The sequence below is a fragment of the Candidatus Uhrbacteria bacterium CG10_big_fil_rev_8_21_14_0_10_50_16 genome, from assembly GCA_002774875.1.
Lineage (GTDB): Bacteria > Patescibacteriota > Patescibacteriia > UBA9934 > UBA11717 > UBA11717.
On the sequence record PCYM01000003.1, the window covers coordinates 14667 to 37524 of the forward strand.

The window sequence follows — 22858 nt, forward strand, 5'->3', positions numbered from 1 at the left end:
ACAAAAACGCGAGCGACGACTCGCTATTTTTTCTTTAGGTCTTTGAGAGCAAGAGAGCGCACAAGTTTTGTGATCTCCTGCTGCATGGTCTCAATTTTTACCACAAGCCGAAACACCAAATAGAACAACGCAAGAATGGAAACGTAAACGAGCAGGTCCGCTCCACGACCAATTCCCACGCGCGCGGCAAGCAAGTCTGTGGTTTGTGGTAATACACTCACCACCGCAGCGCCCAGCCAAAGAACGATCCAGACAAGCGCCCAAACAAGCGGAATGTCTCGTGCACGTGACCGAATCACGACACGTGTAATGGCAAACGCGGCAAAAACCACAATCAACAGTTGAATCGCAGAAAAGGTCATGACTTGAGTCGGTGAAGAATAAGCTTCATGGCCGTCTTAACACCAACACCAAAACTTTGCCCTTTACTCATGGAGTAGTCCGTGTAAATAGCGGTAATCGGAACTTCTGTCCACGAGAACTGCTTACGACGAATCTCACTCACAATCTCAGACGACACTTCCATTCGGTCTGTGCGGATCTCCAACACATCCGCCGCCGCACCAGAAAACGCACGGAATCCACTCTGGCTGTCACTTACAAATAATCCAAATAGCGTGTAGGTAAGCAGGTTTCCAATACGTTGATACACACGTCGTTTAAATGGCATGTTTCCTTTAAGCTCCAACATACGCGATCCCAAAACGGCATCGTAGCCATTCTTGATTGCCTCAATAAATAAAGGAATTTCTGACGGTAGGTGCTGACCATCCGCATCCAGAGTAATAATCACCTCGCCACCCAATGCGCGCGCAGCCTTAATGCCTGTGCCAAGTGTTGCGCCAAGCCCTCGATTAATGGGGTGTTGCACCACAATCGCACCTGCATCTCTGGCCACCTGTGCCGTGTTATCGCGTGAACCATCGTCCACCACCACCACACAATCAACAAACGCCGACGTGTTTTGAATCACCTCGGCAATCTGAGTTGCTTCATTAAACGCTGGGATAACAGCAATATGCATGTTAGGTTTTATCTTTATACAAGTTAGAGAGCAAAATCCGGTTGGCGCGTACGTCTTCCATTGTCTCTCGCAATCCCTCCTCTAACCGCACCAACGGGAGCCAGCCCAACACATCGCGCGCTTTTTGAATCCGCGGAAGACCCAGCTCGGTCAAAAACGGCAGAGCAGGCGCAAACGTAACTTGAGACGACGATTGGGTGAGATGAACAATGGTATTTGCCACATCCACCATTAGCATATCCACATCACTTCCAAGGTTGATCGGACCCGGGTCTTGATCAATCTCCATGAGTTTTACCAGACCATCCACAATGTCGTCAACATAGACAAGGGACGTCTTAAAATGCTCATCACCATAAATAGTAAGCGGTTTTCCCTCTAATGCATCAATAATGAAGTCCGGGATTAGATGTCCGTCAAACAACGGCATCCGTGGGCCATAGGTGCGGAAAATACGCGCAATACGCACATCTACGCTACGAGATTGTAGGTACGCCACACAGGAGGATTCTGCAAATCGTTTTCCTTCGTCGTACACAGAACGTGGTGAAAGATGGTCCACGATGCCCTCATGCGACTCCTCAAAAAAGAGTGAGCCTTCTGATCGGCCGCCGTACACCACCGAGCTCGATGTAAACACGACGCGCGCATCGTACTTCTCAGCAATATCCAGGACTTGCAAGGTTCCAATACTATTGGTCTTAAGTGTATGCACTTTCATCGCATCAAACCGCCTGATCGCCGTTGGGCACGCCAGGTGGTAAATCTCCTGAATACCTTGGAACGGAATCTTGTACGCCTCCAACTCGGGAAACGACTCCAAATTCAACGGCTGCGTAATGTCCGCCTTAATAAATTGAAAATCTGGATGCTTGAGCAACATGTCGATATTCCGCTCGATACTCGAAGAAAAATCATCCACACAAATCACACGCGCACCTGATTGAATCAGATCTTCGCACAAATGCGAACCAATAAATCCGGCACCGCCAGTAACAAGCACATTCTTCTTTTCAAAAATAGGTTTAGACATAGTTTAGGTTCCTGCTCCTAGTGTAACACGATCTATAAACGGACTCAGATCACTTGTTGAACCGACCAGCTCCCCTTGCACGGTGTACATACGTAACTCCGGTTGCTGGTCCGCCATGCCCGACGTCACAATATACGCTTCTCCTCCCACATACGGCTGCCAACCCGCTACACGCACACCGTCGCGATTGGTTGCGTCAAAGGCAAAGAACTGATTCACAAGCGCGCCAATAGTATTAAAGATACGCACCTGAGGGCCTGCTCCATCCTGCGTTCCCGTGACAATCACATCCCGACCATTGTATAACACGGTTGTAACATACACCCCTCGATCCATCGTTAAGCCATACACGGGAAACTGGGCGAGTTGCGCGCCGTTTGTTTTGTAGACTGTCACAATTGGTTCTGATCCTACACCTTGCGACGTAATAAGATCATCAACGCCATCTCCGTTCATGTCCCCCGTGGCAATGCGCAGGTCACCCACCACGTTTTGAGTTTGAATCGTCCCAATACGCTCGCCCGTCAGAGAAAAGATACGGACCTCCGATTGTGCCCCACCTGCAGCCACGAGGATTTCTTCCGTCCCATCACCATTCATGTCACCCGTTGCGACTTGCAAGCCCTTGGTCATAGATGCATCAAACGCAAAGAACTGGCTCACAAGTGCCCCAATTTCATCAAAAATACGCACATGCGGACCACCACCCGGGCCCGGGACTGTAACAATCTCATACCGGCCAGCGCCATCTAATTGTCCTACAGCGATATTAACGCCTCCCGTGAATCCTTCATTGTAGGCTAGCCAATCCACATCGCTCTCAGAGCTACGTGCAACAGAAATGTATGGAAGATTCTTTTGAACGGCTCCAATCGCAAGAGGTCGATCGTACAAGGTAGGATCTTGCGCAACCGGATTCGCAACGGGTTCCGCGACTGGTTCCTCGACAACAGGCGCTTGAACGGTTTGATTCTTTACCAAAGCCGGCAAAACGGTGAGCAAACGGGCAATGTTTGCGCGGCCTGTCCCCATAGCTCCCGCCTGTCTGCTTGGAGCGTCACCTAAAACGGGGTCCACGGACAGCTGTAGCCCAATGCGCAATTCATCCGGTGTCATGTTTGGGTACAAAGATCGTGCAAGTGCAGCTGCACCAGAAATAATTGGAGCTGCTAACGACGTCCCATTCCATCCTCCTCCATAGGCCGCCGCCAAATCGGAAGCCTGCGTTGTGTAAATATCAATACCTGGGGCCGCCACATCCGCACAGCTGCGTCCATAATTGGAGAAAGAAGCACGTCGATCCGCCCTGTCCGTCGCCACGACGCCGATCGTTACATTGTCCACCTGCAAACCAGACGAGCAAACGGGATAGAGCGGATTAATATCAAGATCTTGATTTTCGTTTCCCATGGCCGTCACAACAATCACATTCGCATCATAGGCACGTTGCAGAGCACGATCGAGCGTGGACGACGTTTGGTTTCCAACAAAACTCAGGTTAATCACATCCGCCCCCATGGCAACGGCATAATCAATCCCATCAATGATATCGACAATCGATCCATCTCCTTCGGCCGACAACACCTGCACAGGTAAAATCTTTACATGCCAGTTGATTCCCGTTACACCGAGCGCGTTGTTTCCAACCGCACCAATCACACCCGCAACAATAGTGGCGTGGTGCGCCCCCGCCGTAAAACCAGATGCCAAGTTAGCCGTTGAGGGGTCGCTGTCGTTATGGAAAAAATCCCAGCCATGGACGTCGTCAATAAACCCGTTCCCGTCGTTATCAATTCCATCGCCTGCGATCTCACCCGTATTGAGAAAAATATTACCCCGTAAATCCTCGTGTTGAATATCCATTCCCGTGTCCAATACCGCAACAACAACCTCTCCACCCACGGTGGAGTTCCACGCCTCTTGCGTGTGCGTTTGATCCAGATACCATTGATTTTCTACCAGCGGATCGTTGGATGTCCGCGCGAACGCAAAAGACCACGGAACAACCGTGGTAAAGGCGAGAAAACCGACAAGGATTCGTTTAAACATGGCTACAGTATAACACGACCCCTCTCCCCTGTGGATGATCGTTTATTTTAACCGCAAGCAAAAACCCCAGGCAAAGGCCCGGGGTTTTCTCTACTTAAGATGGGATTTGTATTCCGCAAGTTCTGTTGCCACACCTGTCTCGTCTGGCTGCAATTGCGCAACGATCGCCATATGATCCACGGCCTCTTGCCAACGTTCTTGCTCAGCGTACCAACGAGCAAGGCGTGTCATGTAGCTTGGTCGTTGACGATCCAGCTGAATCGCCTCCTGATACATGGTCTCGATGTCAGCGTAGCGATCCGGAAACTGTGCACGCCAAAGAGCCTCGAGTTTAAAGTATCCTTGCTCATTAGGGACAAGCGACAACGCTTTTACAAAGGCCGCCTCAGCGGTCTTGTAGTCTTCCATGCGGAGTGCAATGTCGCCCAAAATAGTCCACGACGCAGGGTTCATGGCGTTAATCTCCATGTAGCGTTCAATGTAACGGCGCGCGATAGCGTATTCTCCAAGCGATTCTTGAATCACCGCCAACGATTGTAACACACCCAAATTGTCCGGTTCCGTCTCCAAGATCGCAACGCCCGTATTGAGTTGTACCTCCCACTGTGCGCGCACATCCTCCGGGATATCCAACGACTCGCTATTTACAAGCCCTGGATAGGTATTAAATGAGATCGAGTTACTGTCACGCGTCCACTGCCAACCAATACCTACGATAATCGCAAGCCCCACCAAGATAATGCCCAAACGTGTTCGTCCTTTCATAGTAGGGAAACTATAGCGAATCAGGTTTGTTTCGTCAACAAAAAACACCCCGAGAGGGGTGTTTTTTGTGTCAGAGTTTGACTTAGAAGACCAATGTTCCTCCAGTAAGTGGAAGACCAGGTACCAAGTATGAACCCTTTACTGCCTCTTCTGCGGCTGTGCTCAATGGGGTGGTATCACCGTCATCGAACCAGACAAAGGAAGATGGCAAGTACGAAAGCTCAGAAAGTGCAGCAATCGAGACATCGGCTGTTGTTCCAAGGTATCCACGCTGAACATAGAAGTCAAGCGATGATACACCTTGAACCATTACCTTTTCGTTGGTTGCATTACAATCCGGTGAGCCACTCGTGTCATCCTCTATACAAACGATGTCTCCACGACCAAATGGGTTGGCAGAAGCGATATCGAATGTCTTGTCTGCAAGAGTATTGACAAGAGTTGTAACAACGTTCGTTGCAGTCAAGAAGGCGGTTACAGCAACGATAGGATCCTCAGGGATGTCGATGCGGATTGCATCGTCAGCGGAAGAGGAAGCACCGGTTGTATCCAACTTCAAGATGAAGGTCTTGGTGGTTCCTGCAGAGATCACACGAGGTGTCGTGAGCTCCAATTGCATGAAGCCGATCTGTTCTGGCGTCGTGCCATCACAGTCGTTTCCTGCCGTGTCAAGCATGGTCCAATCAGCGCCTGAATTGTCCAAATCGCTGGACGTGTTTGACGCATCAAAGAAGCTTAACTCACTTGGAACAATCAAGCCGGCAGTTGTAGAACCAGGTGTACTATCACAGTAATCCCAGTTGCTTGCACCATTATCTGTCGTTGTTACCTTGAAGACGATCTCGGAGAGAACCACGTCCTCATTTCCGGCTGCAGAAACTGTGAAGCGCAATACTTCATTGTTTCCTGGCACGGAAGCTCCAGATGGGCTGGATGCGTGCAATGCAATCGTAGGATACGTCTCAACAATGTGCATCATATTTGCAGATACATCTGCAATGCCTGATGAACCTTCGTTCAATGTTGTACCGGATCCTATACCAACGGCACGGAAGTTTTCTGTACCAGATCCATCTGCATTCGTGAAGGAAAGCGCAATGCGCTCACCAGATGTAGCAGATCCGCCAGATGTACGATCAATCATAGGAACGTTTACGTAAACATCCACAACTGCTGCCTGCTCAGGATTTACGTAAATAGCCGTACCTGCAAACTTCGCAACACCCGCACTCATGTACGCGGTCTTTGTCTCTGTGTTTCCAGCTTCATTTGTGTAGCTGATTCCAACAGAAGCAACGTTGTTTGCATACACAGTTGCTGCGCCACCATCAACAGCTCCTTGTGTCTCGTCGAACGAGATCGTGTCAATTGTAAAGGCTTCGTTTGTTGCCTCGATACGGAAGCTGGATACCCAGTTATCTGAGGTACCGGCCATCAAGTAAGCCTCATCTGGTGAAGAGCTGTCAAGAGAAACCGCCAATGATCCGGCAGCCGCTACAGTTACAGCAACCGTTGGAGCACCACCATCATCGGCGGCGTTAGGGCTATCTGCCGTTGCGTCGCGAGATGTTCCGTCCGCATCCTCAACCGTCACTTGCGCAGCCGTATCGTCGATATCCACTGCAAGGAAGGTTGTTGTTGTTTCTGATGGATTTGCGAGGTTACATACCACTTGCATGTTCTCTACAACTCCAGCTCCGATGGTCCAAGCAAAGCTGTCAAAGACAAGCGCTGCTCCGCTGGACGTTGGTGTTTCCGGACCTGCAATCAGGCCACCGGCACCGTCGTAGAGAGAACAGGTGCTAATAAAGTCCTCAACTTGTGCGTTTGTTGCTCCACCAACCGTAAAGGCACCAGATCCATCATCATCGCCGTAAAGATCGAAGGTAACTCCGCTTACGAGCATGTCTGAAGCAGATCCTGCCGTTGTGGTGAACTTAGCCAATGTTACTCCGCTTGTTCCTTGTACCGTTGTAAACGATGTTGGGGAGCTTGCAAGAGCAATAGCCAAGGTAGGTGTAGAGACGGTAAAGTTGTTACCATTGATATCTCCGGATGGGAGGATATTGGTTCCAGCTGTAAGCGCGTCTCCATTTGAGTCTTCCACAGTCAATGTTCCGCTTGATCCATCCATGTCGATTAAGACACCAAAGACCTCACCAGATGTCGCATTCGTGCTGATATCTGCTGTAATCAGAAGATCCAATGACTGACCAGCGGTCATACTCAAATCTTCTGTAAAGGTCAATGTTTGGATAGCATCCAAGGCAACGGTGGTGTCTGCGGCAACCTCTTTTGGTCCCCAAAGAACAACACCTGTGTTTGCATCCACGATCTTAATATCTTGAATGTTCGCTTCCGCTGTTGCCGTACCCTTGTAGAGTCCGTCTGCATCATCTGCTGCTGCTCCGGTTCCACCGTCGAGAGGGTCTCCATCAGGAGAAGCTTCGTCATCGGCTCCAACACGGATTGGGAAATCCTTGATGGTAAGGTCTTGAGATGCAGTGACGGTAAAGGCCATAAGGGTTACATCCTTTGCGCCAACACCTACATCACCTGACGATGGACCATTCATGGTCACCGTCATGTCTCCACCTTGAACCGCACTGTAAGAACACTCACCTGCTGTTGTTGTACAAGAATCACCATCAAAGGTGGTTCGAACAACAATCATTCCATAGCCAAAGCTACTTCCAATTGCGCGGAAGTCTGCATCGTTATCGATGTACACTTTTAACGCATCGGACTTCTGTCCACCAACGTCCGCGGTCACGGTGAGAATATCACTGTTTCCCTTGGCGATAGAAAGAGCAGAAGGAAGGGTGAAGTCCACAACATCGCTACCAGCAAAAACACCGGTTCCGATTTGTGTTGCGCCGTTCCAAAGACGGTAATCGTCATGGTCAGCCGCATTGTCCACCTTTAAACGGAAGGATGAGATAACCGCACCTTCCGTTGCAGCCGCAATCTTAAACTTGCTGATCGTAGCATCGTTCTGCCCGATCGCTGGGTTTGTGATTGTTCCTGACTTGGTAATGGTTACGGTTCCTGCATCGTTTGCAGAAAGGCTGAAGGTGTTTCCGTTTAATGGGAAGCTTCCTCCAACTGTTGCCGTAGATCCAATAGCAGATGCACTTGCGATTCCGAAGGATACGGTTTCGCCACCTGCAGCACCTGTGCTCAATTCAGCAACAAGTGTCAAGTAGCCTGATCCGCTTACGTCCCAGCCTACGTTGCTAAATGTTGCCTCACGAGTTGCACTGTTGACGGAACGTGAGTCTGTCAAACGTGTGCTTCCCTCATAAAGGTACACATTGCTAATGTCGGAAGCTGCGTTGATTCCATTAAGGTTTACAACAACAGAGTTAACCGTTCCGGATCCGGAGAACTTCCATGTGGTCATGCTGACACCTGTTGCACCATCTGGAAGCGTAGCGCCAGCTGGTGTACTAGATGCAACAGACACGGTGAGGTCTCCAACAGCAACGTTACCGTCGCCAACAGCTTGCTGCGAAACGTCAGAAATTTCTGCGCTCATTGCATTCAAAGCTGATCCCATGGAGAGTCCAGAAACATCCACGGTTGTGTTCAACACGTGTTTGCTTTGCAAACCGTTTGCGGACATTCCAGCAGAGCTCACTGTTCGAAGAGCACCGTCCCACATAAGGTAAGTTGTACCGTTTGAGGAAACGAGTGCGCCATTAAACAAGTTACTTGCGCTCATGAGAGACGCACCTGTTGAATAGTCTGCAAAGAAGACATCAGCGATGTCCTGGATGTTGGTGTTCCAACCTGCGCCTCCGTAGAGAGCAGATGCAACAGCCTCTGATTCGATCCAGTGGAGAACTCCATCTGGAGATACAGCGTACACCTTGTTGTCTGAAGTGATCTTGATCCATTCAGAACCTGGGCGCTGCATCACGTTTCCCTCAAGAGGGATACCGGCAAGCTGTGAATCAGAGATCGTCATCACGTTATTGAAGTTCGTGTGCCATGAGAAAAAGATATTCTCATTTGGGTACGTGTAGCGTCCGTTACCGTCGTAGTAATAAACCGTCGAGAAGGAAGAGCCGCGAACCAAGTCACCTGATGAGAGGCTAACTTGAGCATTGGTAATCAAAGGAGTGATACCAGCCGCAACTGTCCACAAGATGGTCATAGCTACAACAGCGAACGTAAACGTACGCTTAAACAAACTGACGTTTGTCGTCATAAAAACTATTTTCTTGTATCGTGGTCCGCCGAAGGGCGAACCGGCTGAGTAAATTGGCGCAACACGACCCGAGGGTCTCGACCTTTCAGTATTACGTGGATTAGAAGTGATACACACGCTGAGATGAATGTTCATCTCACGACTACTCTTTTAAGAGCAGCACGTGAGACGCTATTCAACCGTTTGTGTATCGGGAGCTGTCTGCGCTGTATTCTCCTCTGACGTTTGATCGTCTGTTTGATCTGTTGCAGGAATCGACTCCGGTGCACTTAAAGCGATTTCTATCTGGAGCAGTTGATCTGCAATACCTCGTAGGCGAATACGTTCGTTTGCAAGGAGCTTAAATGCTTCTGGATAAATATCGCGCGCCGCCAGGGATTGTGATTCTACGAGATCGATTTGCGTTGCCTGGTACCGTAGCTGATTGGCATTAAAGTCTTGACGCGTTGTTTCTCGGCTTGCAAGGACATGTTCGATTCGATCGATTCGCTCAACGAGCAAGGCAGACCGTGTACTCATATCGCGCACCTCATCCGAATACCGACGTTGCAGTTCTAACCGCGTCACTTGAGAATCATCCACCTGTCCCGCAAGGGTTTCTACAACTTGACCCTGCACCTCTTCTGTCTTTGTCACATTACCTGCAACCGCATCATGTGCCGCACTATCTTGCACGGCAGCCGTGAGCTCCAGGACCACCTCTAGTTCCTCCGACTTTTTATCAATGATACGTGCAAGCTCTACAGACTGCGTTGCGTCTTGCACCTTTCCGAGACTCTCTTCAACACCGTCCATTTGTTTTTGAAATCCATCTAATGCCGTTTGCACACGACCATCAGACGTCGGCGCACCCGAATGAATCAGTCGTTCCACCTCCGATAATCGTCGTGAAGCAAATTCATCGTGTAGTTTTGCGCGGGTGTTGGACGAGGCAAGAGAAAGCTGTGCTTGCTCACTCACCAATTTAATTCCGTAAAGCGCGTCACCTGGGACCGTGCTTAACGATGCATTTACACCCGTGATCCATCCGCCCAGTACCATTGCCATAAGGAGGCTCGCCAACGCGACGGGTCGTGCAACCATATCCGTTAGTTCGCCCGGAATGCGGATAAGAAAATCAACCATCGCCATTGGGCGTGGTTGGGTTGTTATTATTGATTGAACACCTTGTTGCAAAATCTTCTCGCGTAAAGACGCAGAAAAAGAACCATCCACACGACCTGCGTGCGAGCTATCCTTGATCTCTGTCAATAGGTTGTGAAGTTGATTTTGCATGTTCTTGAATGGTCATCTGTGTCTTGAGAGCCGCCATTGCTCGATGTAACGTCACCCGTATATTGTTGCGGGTCTTTCCAAGCGCCTGAGCAATTTCCGCAATTTCGAGTTGATCCAAGTACCGCATGGAAACAATCTGTGCGTATTCACTATGAAGACGCTTAAGCGCCGCAACCACCTCTCTATGGGCTGCCGAGACATCTGCGTCTGCTTCCGTATCTGTGCCATCATCTATATTGACGGCCGCGATCAGATCCACGTCTTCTTTCTTTGTCCGATAGAAATCCGCCAGCTTATTGCGCGCCATTTTATAGAGAAGCGCATTGATATTGGAAACAGCTTCCTGACAAAGATACGTCCACGCTCCAAGAAAAACCTCAGCGGTAAGCTCCTCCGCATCCTGCTTTGATCCTACTTTAAAGTAGATAAAACGATAGATACGCTGGAGATACGCGTCATAAAGCTCTGCATACGCCTGTGCGTCTTGCAGGGAGCGAATACGGTGAAGAAGAAATTGTTCTCGTATCCTGTTCATGTATGTAGTCGGAAATCGTTACAAATCGTTACACCCAACCTAATATGTACCAACCTAAGCCAAATACGCCTTTTTGTCAAGCATTTGCTTGACGAATAGCGCTGCTTTGTCTACAATGTTGTTGACATTATAACGCAATATGGAGACCCCCTCAATCGTTCGCGTATCCGTTTCAGAAGCCGCCCGACTTTTTGGCGTCAGTCAGCGCACTGTGCGTCGTGCACTCACCGATGAAGAACTCACCTACATCGTCGTGCAGGGTCGTTACAAAATTAATTTTGAAAGTTTGGTAAAGTGGTCACAACAGAGACCTACCACCCGCAACAAATTAGCGGCAAAAGGCATTGGTCAATATGTGGATCAATGGAAGATTCGCAATAAGCTTTATTCGCCTCATACTCCAAGTGGTGACGAACCAATCGTATGAGACACAACAACATCGGAATTATTGTTGCTCTCCCTTGTTTGGTGGCAAGCCTCTTTTTTATTCAAACTCCCGCTCGCGCCGCTACCGTCAGATTAGATAATTTTGTTCGCAGTGGCAACCAATATCTTGTTGCGGGTACGGACCTGAAAGACGAGCTCATTCCACAGCTTGCGCGCTACGACCTTCTTGTCCTTCCTGCGGAGGCTCAGATTTTTAACCCGGGCGTTGCAGATAGACTGCGCACGATTAATCCCAACATTGTCATTCTCGCCTACGTTCCCACAGTGAGTTACAACAACAAATACTGGAACGACCAGCTACACCTCACATTAAAAAATACGCTGTCCCCTTCTATGGAGCTGCAGCAGCCAAACGGCGCGCAGCGTTCCATCTGGCCATCCACCTCCGCCTACAATATCGGCAACAGAGCCTATCGCGACGCATGGCTCAACTACGTAGAGACGTCCGTTTGGGATAGTGACTATTGGGATGGAATTTTTATGGACGAAGTCGCTTCCTCCGTCTCTTGGATGGGTGACGTTGATCTGGATCAAAACGGTCAGGCAGATTCGGCCGCCGTTGCGGATCGTGCGTGGAAAGACGGCTATGTGGATTTATTTTCTCGCGCGCGATCCGCTCTGGGACCTGACGCTGTCCTCATTACCAACGGGAGTTCTGAGGACGCATTCCAGCCCTACGTCAACGGCCGCATGTTTGAATCGTTTCCTACCCCCTGGGAAGGCAATGGTACATGGGTGGATAGCATGAAAAATCTTTTACGGAATCAAACTTCTAATACAAATCCTGACGTCTTCTTTTTAAGCAGCAACACCGGCGGTACGGGAGTAATTGATTACAAACAATTCCGATTTGGACTTACCAGTGCCCTTATTGCTGGTGCCTACTATGGATACGATATGAGTGAGTCCAACTATCAACAGTTCTGGCCGTTTGATGAATATGAGACGTTTCTTGGTCGCTATATTGATCCGCCAAAGGATATACTTCATCCACGAAGCACAGCCATTCAACCAAGCGTATGGTCGCGCGATTTTCAGGCGGGTAAAGCCCTCGTAAATTCCACCGATCAACCGCAAACGGTGCAGCTCGGAAATGAGTTCGAAAAAATCAATGGATCACAAGATCGATCTGTCAATGACGGCCGGATCGTGACACAAGTAACGATTCCCCCACAAGATGGTGTCGTCCTCATTCGTCCTGTGGAAGAATTGTTGGGATCGCAGTACCTCAACGGATCGTTTGTGCGCATCTTTAACACACGCGGCGAACGTAAGCGCACCGGATTTTTTACCTACACGGGTGCCACGCTTGGCGGCGATACAATTGTTGAATACGATATTGACGGTGATGGAAATCCGGAGATTATTAGTGCCAACAACAGCAAGGTACGCATTCACGCCAGCAATGGTGTCGTGCTGCATGAATTTTATCCCTACGGACCCAATTATAATCAAGGGATCAACTTAGCCGTTGGAGATTTAGAAAAGGACGGGCGCGTGGATATTGTTACCGGTACTAAGAACGGTGGAGGACCACATATTCGCATCTTTAACGGTGACGGTGTCCTCACGAGCCCTGGATTTTTTGCCTTCCATCCCCTATTCCGAGGAGGCGTCAACATAGCCCTTGGAGATATGGACGGTGATGGCCGTGATGAGATTATTGCTGGTGCTGGCGTTGGTGGTGGACCGCAAGTTCAGGTCTTTAGCAAAGAAGGTCGTCTTCTCTCGCCAGGATTTTTTGCCTACAACGAGAACGTACGCACAGGCGTGAGTGTTGCGGTGGGTGACGTAACAGGCGACGGTATTGCCGATATCGTTACCGGCACCGGCTATGGGAGTGCGCCGATGATTCGCGTTTTTAGTAGCACGGGTAAACAACTCCTCCCAGAATTCGCTGCCTTTGACGTGCATGAACGTACCGGCGTACCTGTGGCCGCTTCTGATTTAGACGGCGACGGTGTTGCAGAAATTATTGGACTCACAACAAACGTCTTTACCTTGTCTGGAAACCAACAAACCTATGTCCGCACCGCACAAAAATAGCCTCATCCATCTTGCACGCACAGGCGTTCACGTAGCACGACAACCAGGACGTCTTCTTTCGGTTCCCCTTGCAAAACGTTTGGAAAAACACGGATGGAAACACCGACTCTTGGATATCGGTACCATGAGCGCTCTCGTTCTTCTCAGCCTTGGCATCGCTTTTACACTTTTTCGGTCCGACCCGGGAACGCACGTTCTCCTCACGTCCGTAGTTGCCCCTACAGAGGTTGTGAGCGGCGGAGATTCAACACTTGCTATTAGTTATACAAATGAGAGTGGAAAATTATTAAAGGATGTCACCCTCACGCTCGCCTATCCTCCCTACTTTGTATTGCAAACGGTGGATCATCCTGCGTTTCATCTGGACACCAACACGATCGAGATTGGCGACTTAGCACCCGGCGCAAACGGATTGATTAAAATTCACGGGGTTATGTTTGGCGACGTGGGAGGTGAGCAAACGTTTTCTACCACACTTGGGTACGGATGGGACGGCAACCGCACAGGATCGCGTGTGCAAACCTATCGTTTTATGCCACAACGCTCGGCACTAACGATCGATTCACAACTCCCCGATCGGTTGGTATCCGGGCAACGTCTTAGTGGATCTATCACGTTGCAGAATACTGGATCTCTTACCTTCCCCGAAGCCGCTATTCACGCCTCATTTCCAAATAATTTTACGCTCACAAGTACATCCCTCAAACAGCGAAAAGATACAACGTGGATCGTACCTACTATCGAACCAAACGAAGAACTCGTGATCATCTACACCGGATCGCTTGCGCTCAACACAAATGAAGAAGCGACGTTTACCTTTGAGCCATCCTTTGTGTTTGGCGATGAACGATTTGCACAAGACACACTTTCAGAAACCGTCTCAACCGTGCCGCCACCTATTGCCGTCTCGATTGATCCAATTAAATCGGCGCTTACGTCAGGCAAAGAAGTCACCGTAACCGTTCGCTGGGGAGACCAAACCGATCTTGGTATCGAACGTGTCAAACTCCACATAGAAGGAGCTGTCAACCAACCCGAATGGACTTTGGACACACCCGTGCAGGCTGGATCTAGAACCGTCAACCTTGTGCCACACGCTGGGTCTGGCACAAACCGTCAGGTGACGTTTACACCTATTGTCGATTTTGTCCTCAACGAAACCCAGGAACCCGTCTCCGTTATTGGGGAACCTACAACAGGCCTCCTTACAACCTCTGTGGTGCTTGGCGGATTTGCACGCTACTTTACAAGTGCTGGCGATCAGCTTGGTCGTGGTCCCCTTCCTCCACGCGCCAACGAGGCCACCATTTACTGGGCGTTCTTGAATGTGCAAGATACGTTCAATGATCTTACCGATGTTGTTGTAACGGCCGACCTGGCAAATAACGTGACGTGGGTAAATCGACAAAGTGTGACAAAGGGCGCAGGTGTCATCTCTAACGGAACGTCTCTCTCTTGGAATGTTGGAACCCTTCCGGCAACCATCTCCAATGGAACCGTAGCAGCGGCAAGTTTCGCCCTCAGCATTACACCTTCAAACGCGCAAATCGGCACCGTGCCGGCACTACTTTCCAATGTGAGGATAACAGGACACGATGTTTGGACGGGTCAAACCATTACAAAAACTATCAACACGATCACCACGCAAACCGAAAGTGATTCCGGCCGCGTGGAACACTAAATAGGAGATAAATAACAAGGAAAGAAGGAGAGAGCAGGTTTAAAAAAGAGCTGATATCAGCTCTTTTTTAAACCTGTTCCCGTCAAGAAACCTTTTTCTGTAACAACTCGTCACGTCTCACGTCTATCTCTGCTTGCGTGCGCTCTGTTTCATTTCTTCGCTGCACCTTATGGGCTTCAGGATACTTGGCAAGCGCAAGGGCGTCTGCCGCACTTGCAAACAGTTCCAAGACGATATCAACAGTGTTATTGCCTGTGCCCTGTCCTTCTAATGCATGCATGAGCTCAAAGATAGATCCCTTAGCTGTAGGGCGCAACACAAGCTCGAGGTCTTGGCCTTGTTTGAGTTTGATTAATGCCTCTACTCCATCGCGTAACTCTAACAGCGTATCTTTTTCCTCGTCATTTGCTACCTCCATTTGATCATCAAACTCGGTAATCATCCTCTGTAACATCTCCAAACTCATTGACTTGAGTTGTTCTTGAACCTGTCCACCGAACATTTCAACACTCGCCATCTCTCCAGACGTACGTGCGTTATCTATCTTCCTTACAAAATTGGTTTTATCTTCAAAGGAGGCTTCCGCGCCAGGAACTGAATGCATAGGTTCTCTACTAATAATTACCTTTATCTTAAGATAAGGATACCATCCACAAGCGTGTTGTACAGGTGTTCTAATTTTTCTAGATGCTCCTTTGCGGCGTATTGCGTTTGCACACGACGTTTACCCATCGCGCCGAGCCTTTGTGCCTCTTCTGGATCATCCCACAAACGTTGCATCGCCATGGCCAGCTGTTCTACATCGTCCGGCTCTACCAACAACCCCGTTTGACCATGAACAACCACCTCTTTAAGACCGCCAATATTTGAGGCGATCACCGGCACACCGAGCGCCTGAGGTTCTAACGCCACCAACCCAAACGGCTCAAGCCACACGGAAGGCACCACGACCGCACGAGCGTCCCGCATATACTCCAACGTTTTTTTGTGCGACAGGTGACCCAAAAAATCCACGTTTGTCATAGCACCTGCTTGCTCGTGCAAGACACGCTCTCCGGGGCCGCTCCCCGCAATTTTAATGGGTAGGCCTGTCCGACGCGCAGCATCGATCAACACATGAACGCCCTTTGTTTTATGTAAACGTCCCGCAAAAAAGAAGTACTCCCCCGCCCCTTTGCGCATGAATCCATCCTGCACGTCAAACGGCAACGGCAGCACCACACCCTTATCTCCCTGCCAACGACGGGCGGTAAAAAGACGTTTTACAAAATCAGACGTAAACACCATACGCGTAATATTGCGCTCATACACATGCATCCACGCGTGGAGTTGAAACACGGTTGCCCCGACAATACTTGCCAGACGCGAATGTTTAAGCCCCTTGCGTTTAATGACCGACCACCACGTCCCCAGATAATCAATTCCCTGCTCATCGTAGAGCGAATAATTGGCACTCGTCATGCCGTAATCATGCACCGTTGCCACCACCGGAATCCCCGCCTCTTTAAGCACAGGCAGCACCGACGGCGACATCTGCGTGTAGAGATTGTGTACGTGGGCGATGTCTGGTTTTTCTTGCGCCAAAAACGCACGCAACTTAGTTTGCGCTTCAAATGACCACAGCATCCGCCCAATGATTCTTGGTGCATCTTGCCACCGCATGGTCTCCGTATCCACGCCAGAAATACATTCATACGACACCGAAGGCGTCACGTTTTTTGGATGATCAACAGAAAACACGCACACGGTGTGCCCGCGTTGTTGCAACGCCTCGGCAAGCCAAAGCGCATATGCGTCTGCCCCACCTCTCGCATACCAATATTTATTGATGATCAAAATCTTCATGTCTCGCGCACCTGCGTTTGAATCAATTTTTCGCGACTGCCAAGGACCACCACACATCCACCGAGCATCCAAAAATAGGGTGCCAATGTGCGTACCTCCAAAAAGGTTGCCAAGGAAGCGTTTACCGCAACACTCACCGCAATACCCACGTAGGCAAGCGCTAACGCCCGCGTAAAACTGATGCGAGAATGGCGCGCAATTTTGATCGCGAGCAACAGTAAAACAATATATCCCCAAAGATAAAATGCTATGCCAAGCGTTCCTGCCTCACCCCAAAGAGCCATCCAGTTGTTGTCAATGTATCCCTCTGTTCCGTAAATCCCAAACGGCTCACCAATCGCATCGTACACACGCGTGTTGCCTAGCGCCGCCACAGCCCCTCCCCCATATTGTGCAGGCCCCCATCCAAACAGTAAGGAAACCATGTTATTGGGCACAACAATTGTAGGTGTGGTGACAATCCAATAGACACGTCCTAGTCCATAGTATTCGCCAACAAATCGTTGATAGGTAAAGGCCTCCAAAAAGCGCTCGGCGACCGTTTGGCGAGGCACGTCTGCAAGTGAATTAGAGAGTCCATTAACACCCAGATAACCGGCAAACAATAAAAAGACGATCCCGGCAGCCGCAAAAACACGTTTATCTTTCCGTACCAGCGCAATGGCCAAGGCGCCAAGGATAAGACCAAACCAGGCGGAGCGGCTATAGGTGAGGATGAGCGCTGGTAATCCAATGAATCCAAAAAGTCCCAAGTACTGCCAGTTAGGTTTACGTCCACTTTCATACACAAATCCAATGACCAACAGCAGAGCGAGGGCTAAAAAGGTTCCTAATCGATCGTATCGTCCCATGGTACCGAACACGCGCTGGCCCGGGTCCCAAAACTGTACCGTTCCCTCCGTGAGTTGAAGTTCGCCAAAGGTTCTCCGCTCAGATGGCAGCAAAAACGTATCCATCGATCCACCCACCAACGCCTGCGTGAGCCCAAGAACGGCTTGTAACGCCATCATACCCACAATAATCATCACCATCCATCGCATCCAATATCGGCGGGGATACCTATAGACAATCACCCAAAACAACAACATAAATCGCACAATTTGCCGCAGTCCTAGCAACGCCTGACCAACGGGGAGCGTATTGAGAATGATAGATACAACCAACATAAGGACAAAAAGCGCAAACGGAATATCTGCCGGCGTGACGCGCTTATGGTACCTACCGATCAGGACGCTGAGCACCACAACACCCGCCAGAACGTAAATCATGATCTCGGACGCATAGCGGGCAAACACGTAAATGTCATCGCCGATCCACTTGAGGATAAACGGCTCAATAGGCCACCACGCCGACAACGCCATCACGGTCCACATGGGTTCTTTCCACGTTGCGTATACGGCGGCGGCAAACAAAAGACCTGCGAGCAAGACCCATGGAGATGTGAGGACAGAAATAAGAAGTAAGGCAATACCAAACAAGATGATTCCTCCAAGAATCCAGGTGTGCTCACGCTCCGACGGTGAGTTGTGCGGCAACAAGTTCATTGCGTCAATTATAGCATGTTCGTAACAGCGAGGTCTTGGGAGGGGCGAAGGCCTTGATCGCTTCGCCGAGGAGCCTCATCTTCAAACACATGCGTTTTGAGAATCTTTCGCATAGGCTTCAGCTTTCAAAACACACGTGTTCTCGGGGGCGAAGGACTGGAAACGAAGACGACCCCACTGCCGGATGCAGAGGGGGTCGTCGTAAGTCGCTCGGTGTGCACTCCGTCCCGATCACGCTGAGCGCGGATCGTTGAGGGCGGAGAGTTGAGCTAGTTGGGGGCCGGCATGTTGACGGCGTTGAACAGGAGGAGCCCGTCCACGCCCGTCAGCGGACCGTTCCAGACCGCGTCGCCGGCGTCGAACGGGACCGGAGTCCCGCCGACAGTGAGCGTCGCGTTGGGGATCCCGATCACCGCACTCGCCGGGCTCGCGCCCAGGAAGAGATAGGCACCGTCGCACCGCGCGTTGAAGCGCAGGGCGTGAACGCCTGCCGGGAGAGCGACCGAGAGGGTCGTGCTGCTCCCGGCCACCGTCGTGACGTTGGGCGGGAAGCTGTTGAGGCTCCCCACGCTGGCATAGAGCTCCAGCTCCGTGCAGTTGGAGGACGTGGTGAACGTGAGGTCCACCAGGCCCGCCGGAACGGTGGGCAGAAGCCCCTCGTCCACTGCGCCGTCGCAGTCGTTGTCCTGCCCGTCGTAGACCTCGGTGTTGCCGGGGTAGTTGTCGCCGTCGCTGTCGTTGCAGTCGCCGTCGCACGTCGCCCAGCCGTCGCTGTCCAGGTCCTGCTCGTTGGCCGGGATGGCCCCATCGCAGTTGTTGTCGACCTCGTCGCAGAGCTCGGGGAAGCCGAGACCCACGTCCGAGTCGCTGTCGTCGCAGTCACCCTGGCAGGTGGTCTGCCCGTCGCCGTCCATGTCGAAACCCTCGTCCACGCTGCCGTCGCAGTCGTTGTCCAGGGAATCGCAGACCTCGGTGTTGCCGGGGTACATGACGGCGTTGTTGTCGTCGCAGTCGCCCTGACCGACCGTGTAGGAGTCGGCATCGGCATTCACGTTGGGCTCGGCGCACTGCATCACGCCGTTCCCGTCCTGGTCGGTCTCGCTGGCCGGGATGATCCCGTCGCAGTTGTTGTCCCGACCGTCGCAGGTCTCCACGTTGCCCGGGAAGTTGGCGGCGTCGATATCGTTGCAGTCGCCTGCGCAGAGCTTGACGCCGTCGCCGTCCAGATCCAGTTCGTTGGTCGGCACCGTACCGTTGCAGTCGTTGTCCTGGCCGTCGCAGAGCTCAGGAGCACCCGGGAAGGTGCTCGCGTTGGCGGCGTCGCAGTCGTTTCCGATCTGCGACCAGCCCGAGGGGAGGCCGCAAAGCAGCAGCGAGATGGAGGGGTCGCCCCGACCGTCGTTGTCCAGGTCCAGGTACAAGACCTGGAACTGCCACGCCAGGCCGTCCTGGTCGCTACAGTCATCGTCGGCGCTGGGGTAGACCCCATCATCGCCACAGAAGGTGACGCTGTCGCCGTCCTGATCCCAGCCCTCGTCCACCGCGCCGTCGCAGTCGTCATCGAGGGCGTTGCACACCTCGACCGCGCCGGGGTAGATGTTGGCCACCGCATCCACGCAGTCGCCCGCGCAGATCCGGAAGCCGTCGCTGTCCGCGTCGACCTCGTTGCTCGGGGTCACCCCGTCGCAGTTGTTGTCGACCCCGTCGCAGAGCTCGGTGGCGTTGGGGTGGATGGCCGCGTTGGTGTCGTCGCAGTCGCCGTTGCAGGCGCTCCAGCCGTCACCGTCCTGGTCCATCCCCTCGTCCACCTGTGCGTTGCAGTTGTCGTCCTGCCCGTTGCAGAGCTCGGTGGCATTGGGGTGGATGGTGACATCCTGGTCGTTGCAGTCACCCGCGCCGACCGTCACGCCATCCTGGTCGTAGTCGATGGTCGACTCCGCGCAGTCGCGGATGCCATCGCCGTCGGAGTCCTGCTCGCTGCTCGGGGTGATCCCGTTGCAGTCGTTGTCCAGGCCGTCGCAGATCTCCACGTTGCCGGGAGCCTGAGCGGCCTCCAACACGGCGCAGTCGCCACCGCAGAAGGTGATGCCGTCGCCGTCCATGTCCTGCTCGCCTGCGGGCAGGATGCCGTCGCAGTTGTTGTCCATGTCCTGGCCGTCGCAGAGCTCGGGGAAGCCGGGCCCCACGTCCTGGCTGGCATCGTCGCAGTCGCCGATCACCTCTACCCAGCTGGGCCCGGGGGCCGAGCAGGTGTTGGGAATGTAGGCGCCGTTTCCGCCCACGCCGTCGCCGTCCGCGTCCCAGTAGAGGGTACGCAGCGCCGTGACGCTGGGATCCGTGTCGTCGCAGTCGCCCGCGCAGATCATGACGCCGTCGCCGTCGTTGTCGACCTCGTTGCCGATGCCGTTGCAGTCGTTGTCCTGCCCGTTGCAGGTCTCGACGTTGCCGGGGTACATGGCGGCGTTGGCGTCATTGCAGTCGCCGTCGCAGAACATGACTCCGTCGCCGTCCTGGTCGATCTCGAAGTTGATACCGTCGCAGTTGGAGTCCTGCCCGTCGCAGAGCTCGATGGCGCCGGGGTGGATGGTGGGATCGCCATCGTTGCAGTCCGTGACGGCGAGGTTGATCGAGCAGCTCATGTAGCCGTCGTCGTCCAGATCCGTCGCGAACTCGACGACCACGCCGTCGCAGTCGTTGTCGACGCCGTTGCAGACCTCGGGAGCACCCGGGAAGGTGCTCGCGTCCTGATCGTTGCAGTCGCCCTCGCAGGGAGCCTGCCCATCGTGGTCCATGTCCTGCTCTCCGGACGGGATGAGCCCATCGCAGTCGTTGTCCTGGCCGTCGCAGACCTCGCCGTTGCCGGAGAAGTTGGCGCCGTCCTGGTCGTCGCAGTCGCCCTCGCAGGGAGCCTGCCCATCGTGGTCGTTGTCGACCTCGCTGGGGGTCAGTGCCCCGTCGCAGTTGTCGTCGAGGCCGTTGCAGACCTCGTTCTGACCGGGCCGGATGCCCGCATCGTGGTCGTCGCAGTCGCCCTCGCAGGCAGCCAGACCATCCTCGTCCTGGTCCTGTTCGTTGGACGGCACGAGACCGTCGCAGTTGTTGTCCTGCCCGTCGCAGAGCTCGCTGGCGCCGGGATGGGTGGTGGCGTCCTGGTCGTTGCAGTCGCCCGCGCCGACCGTGACGCCGTCCTGGTCTGCATCGATGTCCACCGGAGTGAAGTCATCGTCGTCCGGGTAGTCCGGCCAAGGCCGGAGGTTCTCCTCCTCCTGAACGGGGACGGGACAGGCCTGGATCATCACGCCAATCCAGAGCGCCGCCATGAGGCGGATCAAACGGGTGCGCATAGCGTCACCTCCACATAATGGGCCGTAGCCCGGGGTTTATTGCGCCCGCAGTGGCCGTGGAATCACGGAGGTCAACCACCACAGACATTCGAAATCTTGTAACGAACGCCGCCACAGCGGGCGCTTTCACGATTTTGACCTCGTTTTCTGCCATATACTCAGCGTATACCGGCCAAAAACCAAGTCAAAATAAGAGCCATGAACAGCGCAATGTGCCAAATTTTTCAATTTTTGTCAAGTAATCAACATTCTAAAAAAATGAATGGGGGTGAGCCGCCGTACGCGACCCACCCCCGGATTGGGGAACTTCAGGGACAGTTGCCCGGTGTCACCACCGGAACCACCACCCACTCATCCTCACGAACGTCGCCAGCCGCGGCTGGCCAGTAGTTACCGCCGGAGCAGACCAGGAGGTCATGCTCCGTATCCGTGGCAGTGAATACGCCACGGAGCTGGACACTCCCTGGGGAGTGGTAGTTGTTGTAAAACCGGTCCCCCACCAGGGTGGTCTCCAGGAACATGGAGGTGTAGTACTCCATGCCCATGCCGTTGTGAGTCACAACGGCCACTAGGTACTCCTGGCTCACCAAGAGATTGGTGAGCAAGATGTGCCTACACATCCCGGTGACCGAGGGGGAACTCTCCGCTCCCGGCCCGATGGAGGACATGGACCAGGGGCCCGCCGTCCAAGACTGCGCGGGTTCCTGCGGGTTGGGATTGGTCACCCAACCCGCCACGCCCTCCTGGGCAAAGGTGGGCGTGTAGGTGGACACGTTGCCCGAGAACGTCATGTTCCCAGGCACAGCCTGGTCATCGAAGCTCTCTTCGAAGACCGGGACCGACTCGAGACATACGTCCCGCGTGACGTTGCCCCCGCCACTGTTCGTGAGGTACTCGTGGGGCCCTTCGGTCCCACAATCCTCACGTGTGAGAACGGTCCACCAGTTGTCCAGCGCTCCGGGGAACATGTCCTCGTCCCCATCGTCGCAGTCGCTCTCGCAGACCATGTAGCCGTCCCCGTCGTTGTCGACTTCCTCGTTGCCGAGGAACCCGTCGC

General features: G+C 52.6%; 16 protein-coding genes. 3 read left to right on the forward strand and 13 right to left on the reverse strand.

All coding sequences use genetic code 11. The features are described from left to right. Positions 1 to 23 precede the first annotated feature (23 nt). From COV06_02210 to COV06_02245, 8 genes are all read right to left on the reverse strand, one after another. Complete coding sequence (locus COV06_02210) at positions 24 to 362, reverse strand: hypothetical protein (protein PIR47675.1); 339 nt, start codon at positions 360 to 362, stop codon at positions 24 to 26. Further along, on the reverse strand, positions 359 to 1024 hold the full coding sequence (locus COV06_02215) for a hypothetical protein (GenBank protein ID PIR47676.1): 666 nt from the start codon (positions 1022 to 1024) through the stop codon (positions 359 to 361). The genes COV06_02210 and COV06_02215 overlap by 4 nt, the downstream gene beginning before the upstream one ends. Before the next feature lies 1 nt (position 1025). Then, complete coding sequence (locus COV06_02220; GenBank protein PIR47677.1) at positions 1026 to 2057, reverse strand: hypothetical protein; 1032 nt, start codon at positions 2055 to 2057, stop codon at positions 1026 to 1028. Positions 2058 to 2060: 3 nt separating this feature from the next. Next, entirely contained in the window at positions 2061 to 4106 is a 2046-nt protein-coding gene (locus tag COV06_02225) for a hypothetical protein (GenBank protein PIR47678.1), read from the reverse strand. Between the two features lie 90 nt (positions 4107 to 4196). Next, positions 4197 to 4871 carry a hypothetical protein gene (locus COV06_02230; protein ID PIR47679.1) on the reverse strand — a complete coding sequence of 225 codons (675 nt, stop codon included), beginning with the start codon at positions 4869 to 4871 and terminating at the stop codon, positions 4197 to 4199. Between the two features lie 82 nt (positions 4872 to 4953). Then, positions 4954 to 9084, reverse strand: coding sequence for a hypothetical protein (locus tag COV06_02235; protein PIR47680.1), 4131 nt, complete (start codon positions 9082 to 9084; stop codon positions 4954 to 4956). A 171-nt stretch (positions 9085 to 9255) separates the two neighbouring features. Continuing rightward, complete coding sequence (locus COV06_02240) at positions 9256 to 10359, reverse strand: hypothetical protein (protein PIR47681.1); 1104 nt, start codon at positions 10357 to 10359, stop codon at positions 9256 to 9258. Further along, positions 10316 to 10894, reverse strand: a complete 579-nt coding sequence (locus tag COV06_02245; protein ID PIR47682.1) for a hypothetical protein — start codon at positions 10892 to 10894, stop codon at positions 10316 to 10318. Before COV06_02245 ends, COV06_02240 begins: the two co-directional genes overlap by 44 nt. 139 nt (positions 10895 to 11033) lie before the next feature. On the opposite strand from COV06_02245, the gene COV06_02250 reads away from it, so the two are divergent. The 3 genes from COV06_02250 to COV06_02260 are packed head-to-tail and all read left to right on the forward strand — an operon-like array spanning position 11034 to position 15068. Continuing rightward, positions 11034 to 11321, forward strand: a complete 288-nt coding sequence (locus COV06_02250; protein PIR47683.1) for a hypothetical protein — start codon at positions 11034 to 11036, stop codon at positions 11319 to 11321. Beyond that, positions 11318 to 13387, forward strand: a complete 2070-nt coding sequence (locus COV06_02255) for a hypothetical protein (protein PIR47684.1) — start codon at positions 11318 to 11320, stop codon at positions 13385 to 13387. The genes COV06_02250 and COV06_02255 overlap by 4 nt, the downstream gene beginning before the upstream one ends. Beyond that, complete coding sequence (locus tag COV06_02260) at positions 13365 to 15068, forward strand: hypothetical protein (protein ID PIR47685.1); 1704 nt, start codon at positions 13365 to 13367, stop codon at positions 15066 to 15068. Before COV06_02255 ends, COV06_02260 begins: the two co-directional genes overlap by 23 nt. A gap of 82 nt (positions 15069 to 15150) precedes the next feature. Here COV06_02260 and COV06_02265 read toward each other — a convergent pair whose 3' ends face one another. The 5 genes from COV06_02265 to COV06_02285 form a co-directional block, all read right to left on the reverse strand. Beyond that, entirely contained in the window at positions 15151 to 15672 is a 522-nt protein-coding gene (locus tag COV06_02265) for a hypothetical protein (protein ID PIR47686.1), read from the reverse strand. 23 nt (positions 15673 to 15695) lie between these two features. Then, entirely contained in the window at positions 15696 to 16970 is a 1275-nt protein-coding gene (locus COV06_02270) for a hypothetical protein (GenBank protein PIR47687.1), read from the reverse strand. Beyond that, complete coding sequence (locus COV06_02275) at positions 16910 to 18457, reverse strand: hypothetical protein (protein PIR47688.1); 1548 nt, start codon at positions 18455 to 18457, stop codon at positions 16910 to 16912. The genes COV06_02270 and COV06_02275 overlap by 61 nt, the downstream gene beginning before the upstream one ends. A 269-nt stretch (positions 18458 to 18726) precedes the next feature. After that, on the reverse strand, positions 18727 to 21801 hold the full coding sequence (locus COV06_02280) for a hypothetical protein (protein PIR47689.1): 3075 nt from the start codon (positions 21799 to 21801) through the stop codon (positions 18727 to 18729). A 308-nt stretch (positions 21802 to 22109) separates the two neighbouring features. Then, a partial coding sequence (locus COV06_02285) for a hypothetical protein (GenBank protein PIR47690.1) occupies positions 22110 to 22858 on the reverse strand: 749 nt, incomplete at its 5' end.

Bases quoted from the DNA above. Each gene is read 5' to 3' on its own strand.
- COV06_02250 (PIR47683.1), top strand. From the start codon at position 11,034: ATGGAGACCCCCTCAATCGTTCGCGTATCCGTTTCAGAAGCCGCCCGA.
- COV06_02280 (PIR47689.1), bottom strand. From the start codon at position 21,801: ATGCGCACCCGTTTGATCCGCCTCATGGCGGCGCTCTGGATTGGCGTG.
- COV06_02270 (PIR47687.1), bottom strand. From the start codon at position 16,970: ATGTGTGGTGGTCCTTGGCAGTCGCGAAAAATTGATTCAAACGCAGGT.
- COV06_02275 (PIR47688.1), bottom strand. From the start codon at position 18,457: ATGAACTTGTTGCCGCACAACTCACCGTCGGAGCGTGAGCACACCTGG.
- COV06_02240 (PIR47681.1), bottom strand. From the start codon at position 10,359: ATGCAAAATCAACTTCACAACCTATTGACAGAGATCAAGGATAGCTCG.
- COV06_02260 (PIR47685.1), top strand. From the start codon at position 13,365: ATGTCCGCACCGCACAAAAATAGCCTCATCCATCTTGCACGCACAGGC.
- COV06_02245 (PIR47682.1), bottom strand. From the start codon at position 10,894: ATGAACAGGATACGAGAACAATTTCTTCTTCACCGTATTCGCTCCCTG.
- COV06_02210 (PIR47675.1), bottom strand. From the start codon at position 362: ATGACCTTTTCTGCGATTCAACTGTTGATTGTGGTTTTTGCCGCGTTT.
- COV06_02255 (PIR47684.1), top strand. From the start codon at position 11,318: ATGAGACACAACAACATCGGAATTATTGTTGCTCTCCCTTGTTTGGTG.
- COV06_02230 (PIR47679.1), bottom strand. From the start codon at position 4,871: ATGAAAGGACGAACACGTTTGGGCATTATCTTGGTGGGGCTTGCGATT.
- COV06_02215 (PIR47676.1), bottom strand. From the start codon at position 1,024: ATGCATATTGCTGTTATCCCAGCGTTTAATGAAGCAACTCAGATTGCC.
- COV06_02225 (PIR47678.1), bottom strand. From the start codon at position 4,106: ATGTTTAAACGAATCCTTGTCGGTTTTCTCGCCTTTACCACGGTTGTT.
- COV06_02220 (PIR47677.1), bottom strand. From the start codon at position 2,057: ATGTCTAAACCTATTTTTGAAAAGAAGAATGTGCTTGTTACTGGCGGT.
- COV06_02235 (PIR47680.1), bottom strand. From the start codon at position 9,084: ATGACGACAAACGTCAGTTTGTTTAAGCGTACGTTTACGTTCGCTGTT.
- COV06_02265 (PIR47686.1), bottom strand. From the start codon at position 15,672: ATGCATTCAGTTCCTGGCGCGGAAGCCTCCTTTGAAGATAAAACCAAT.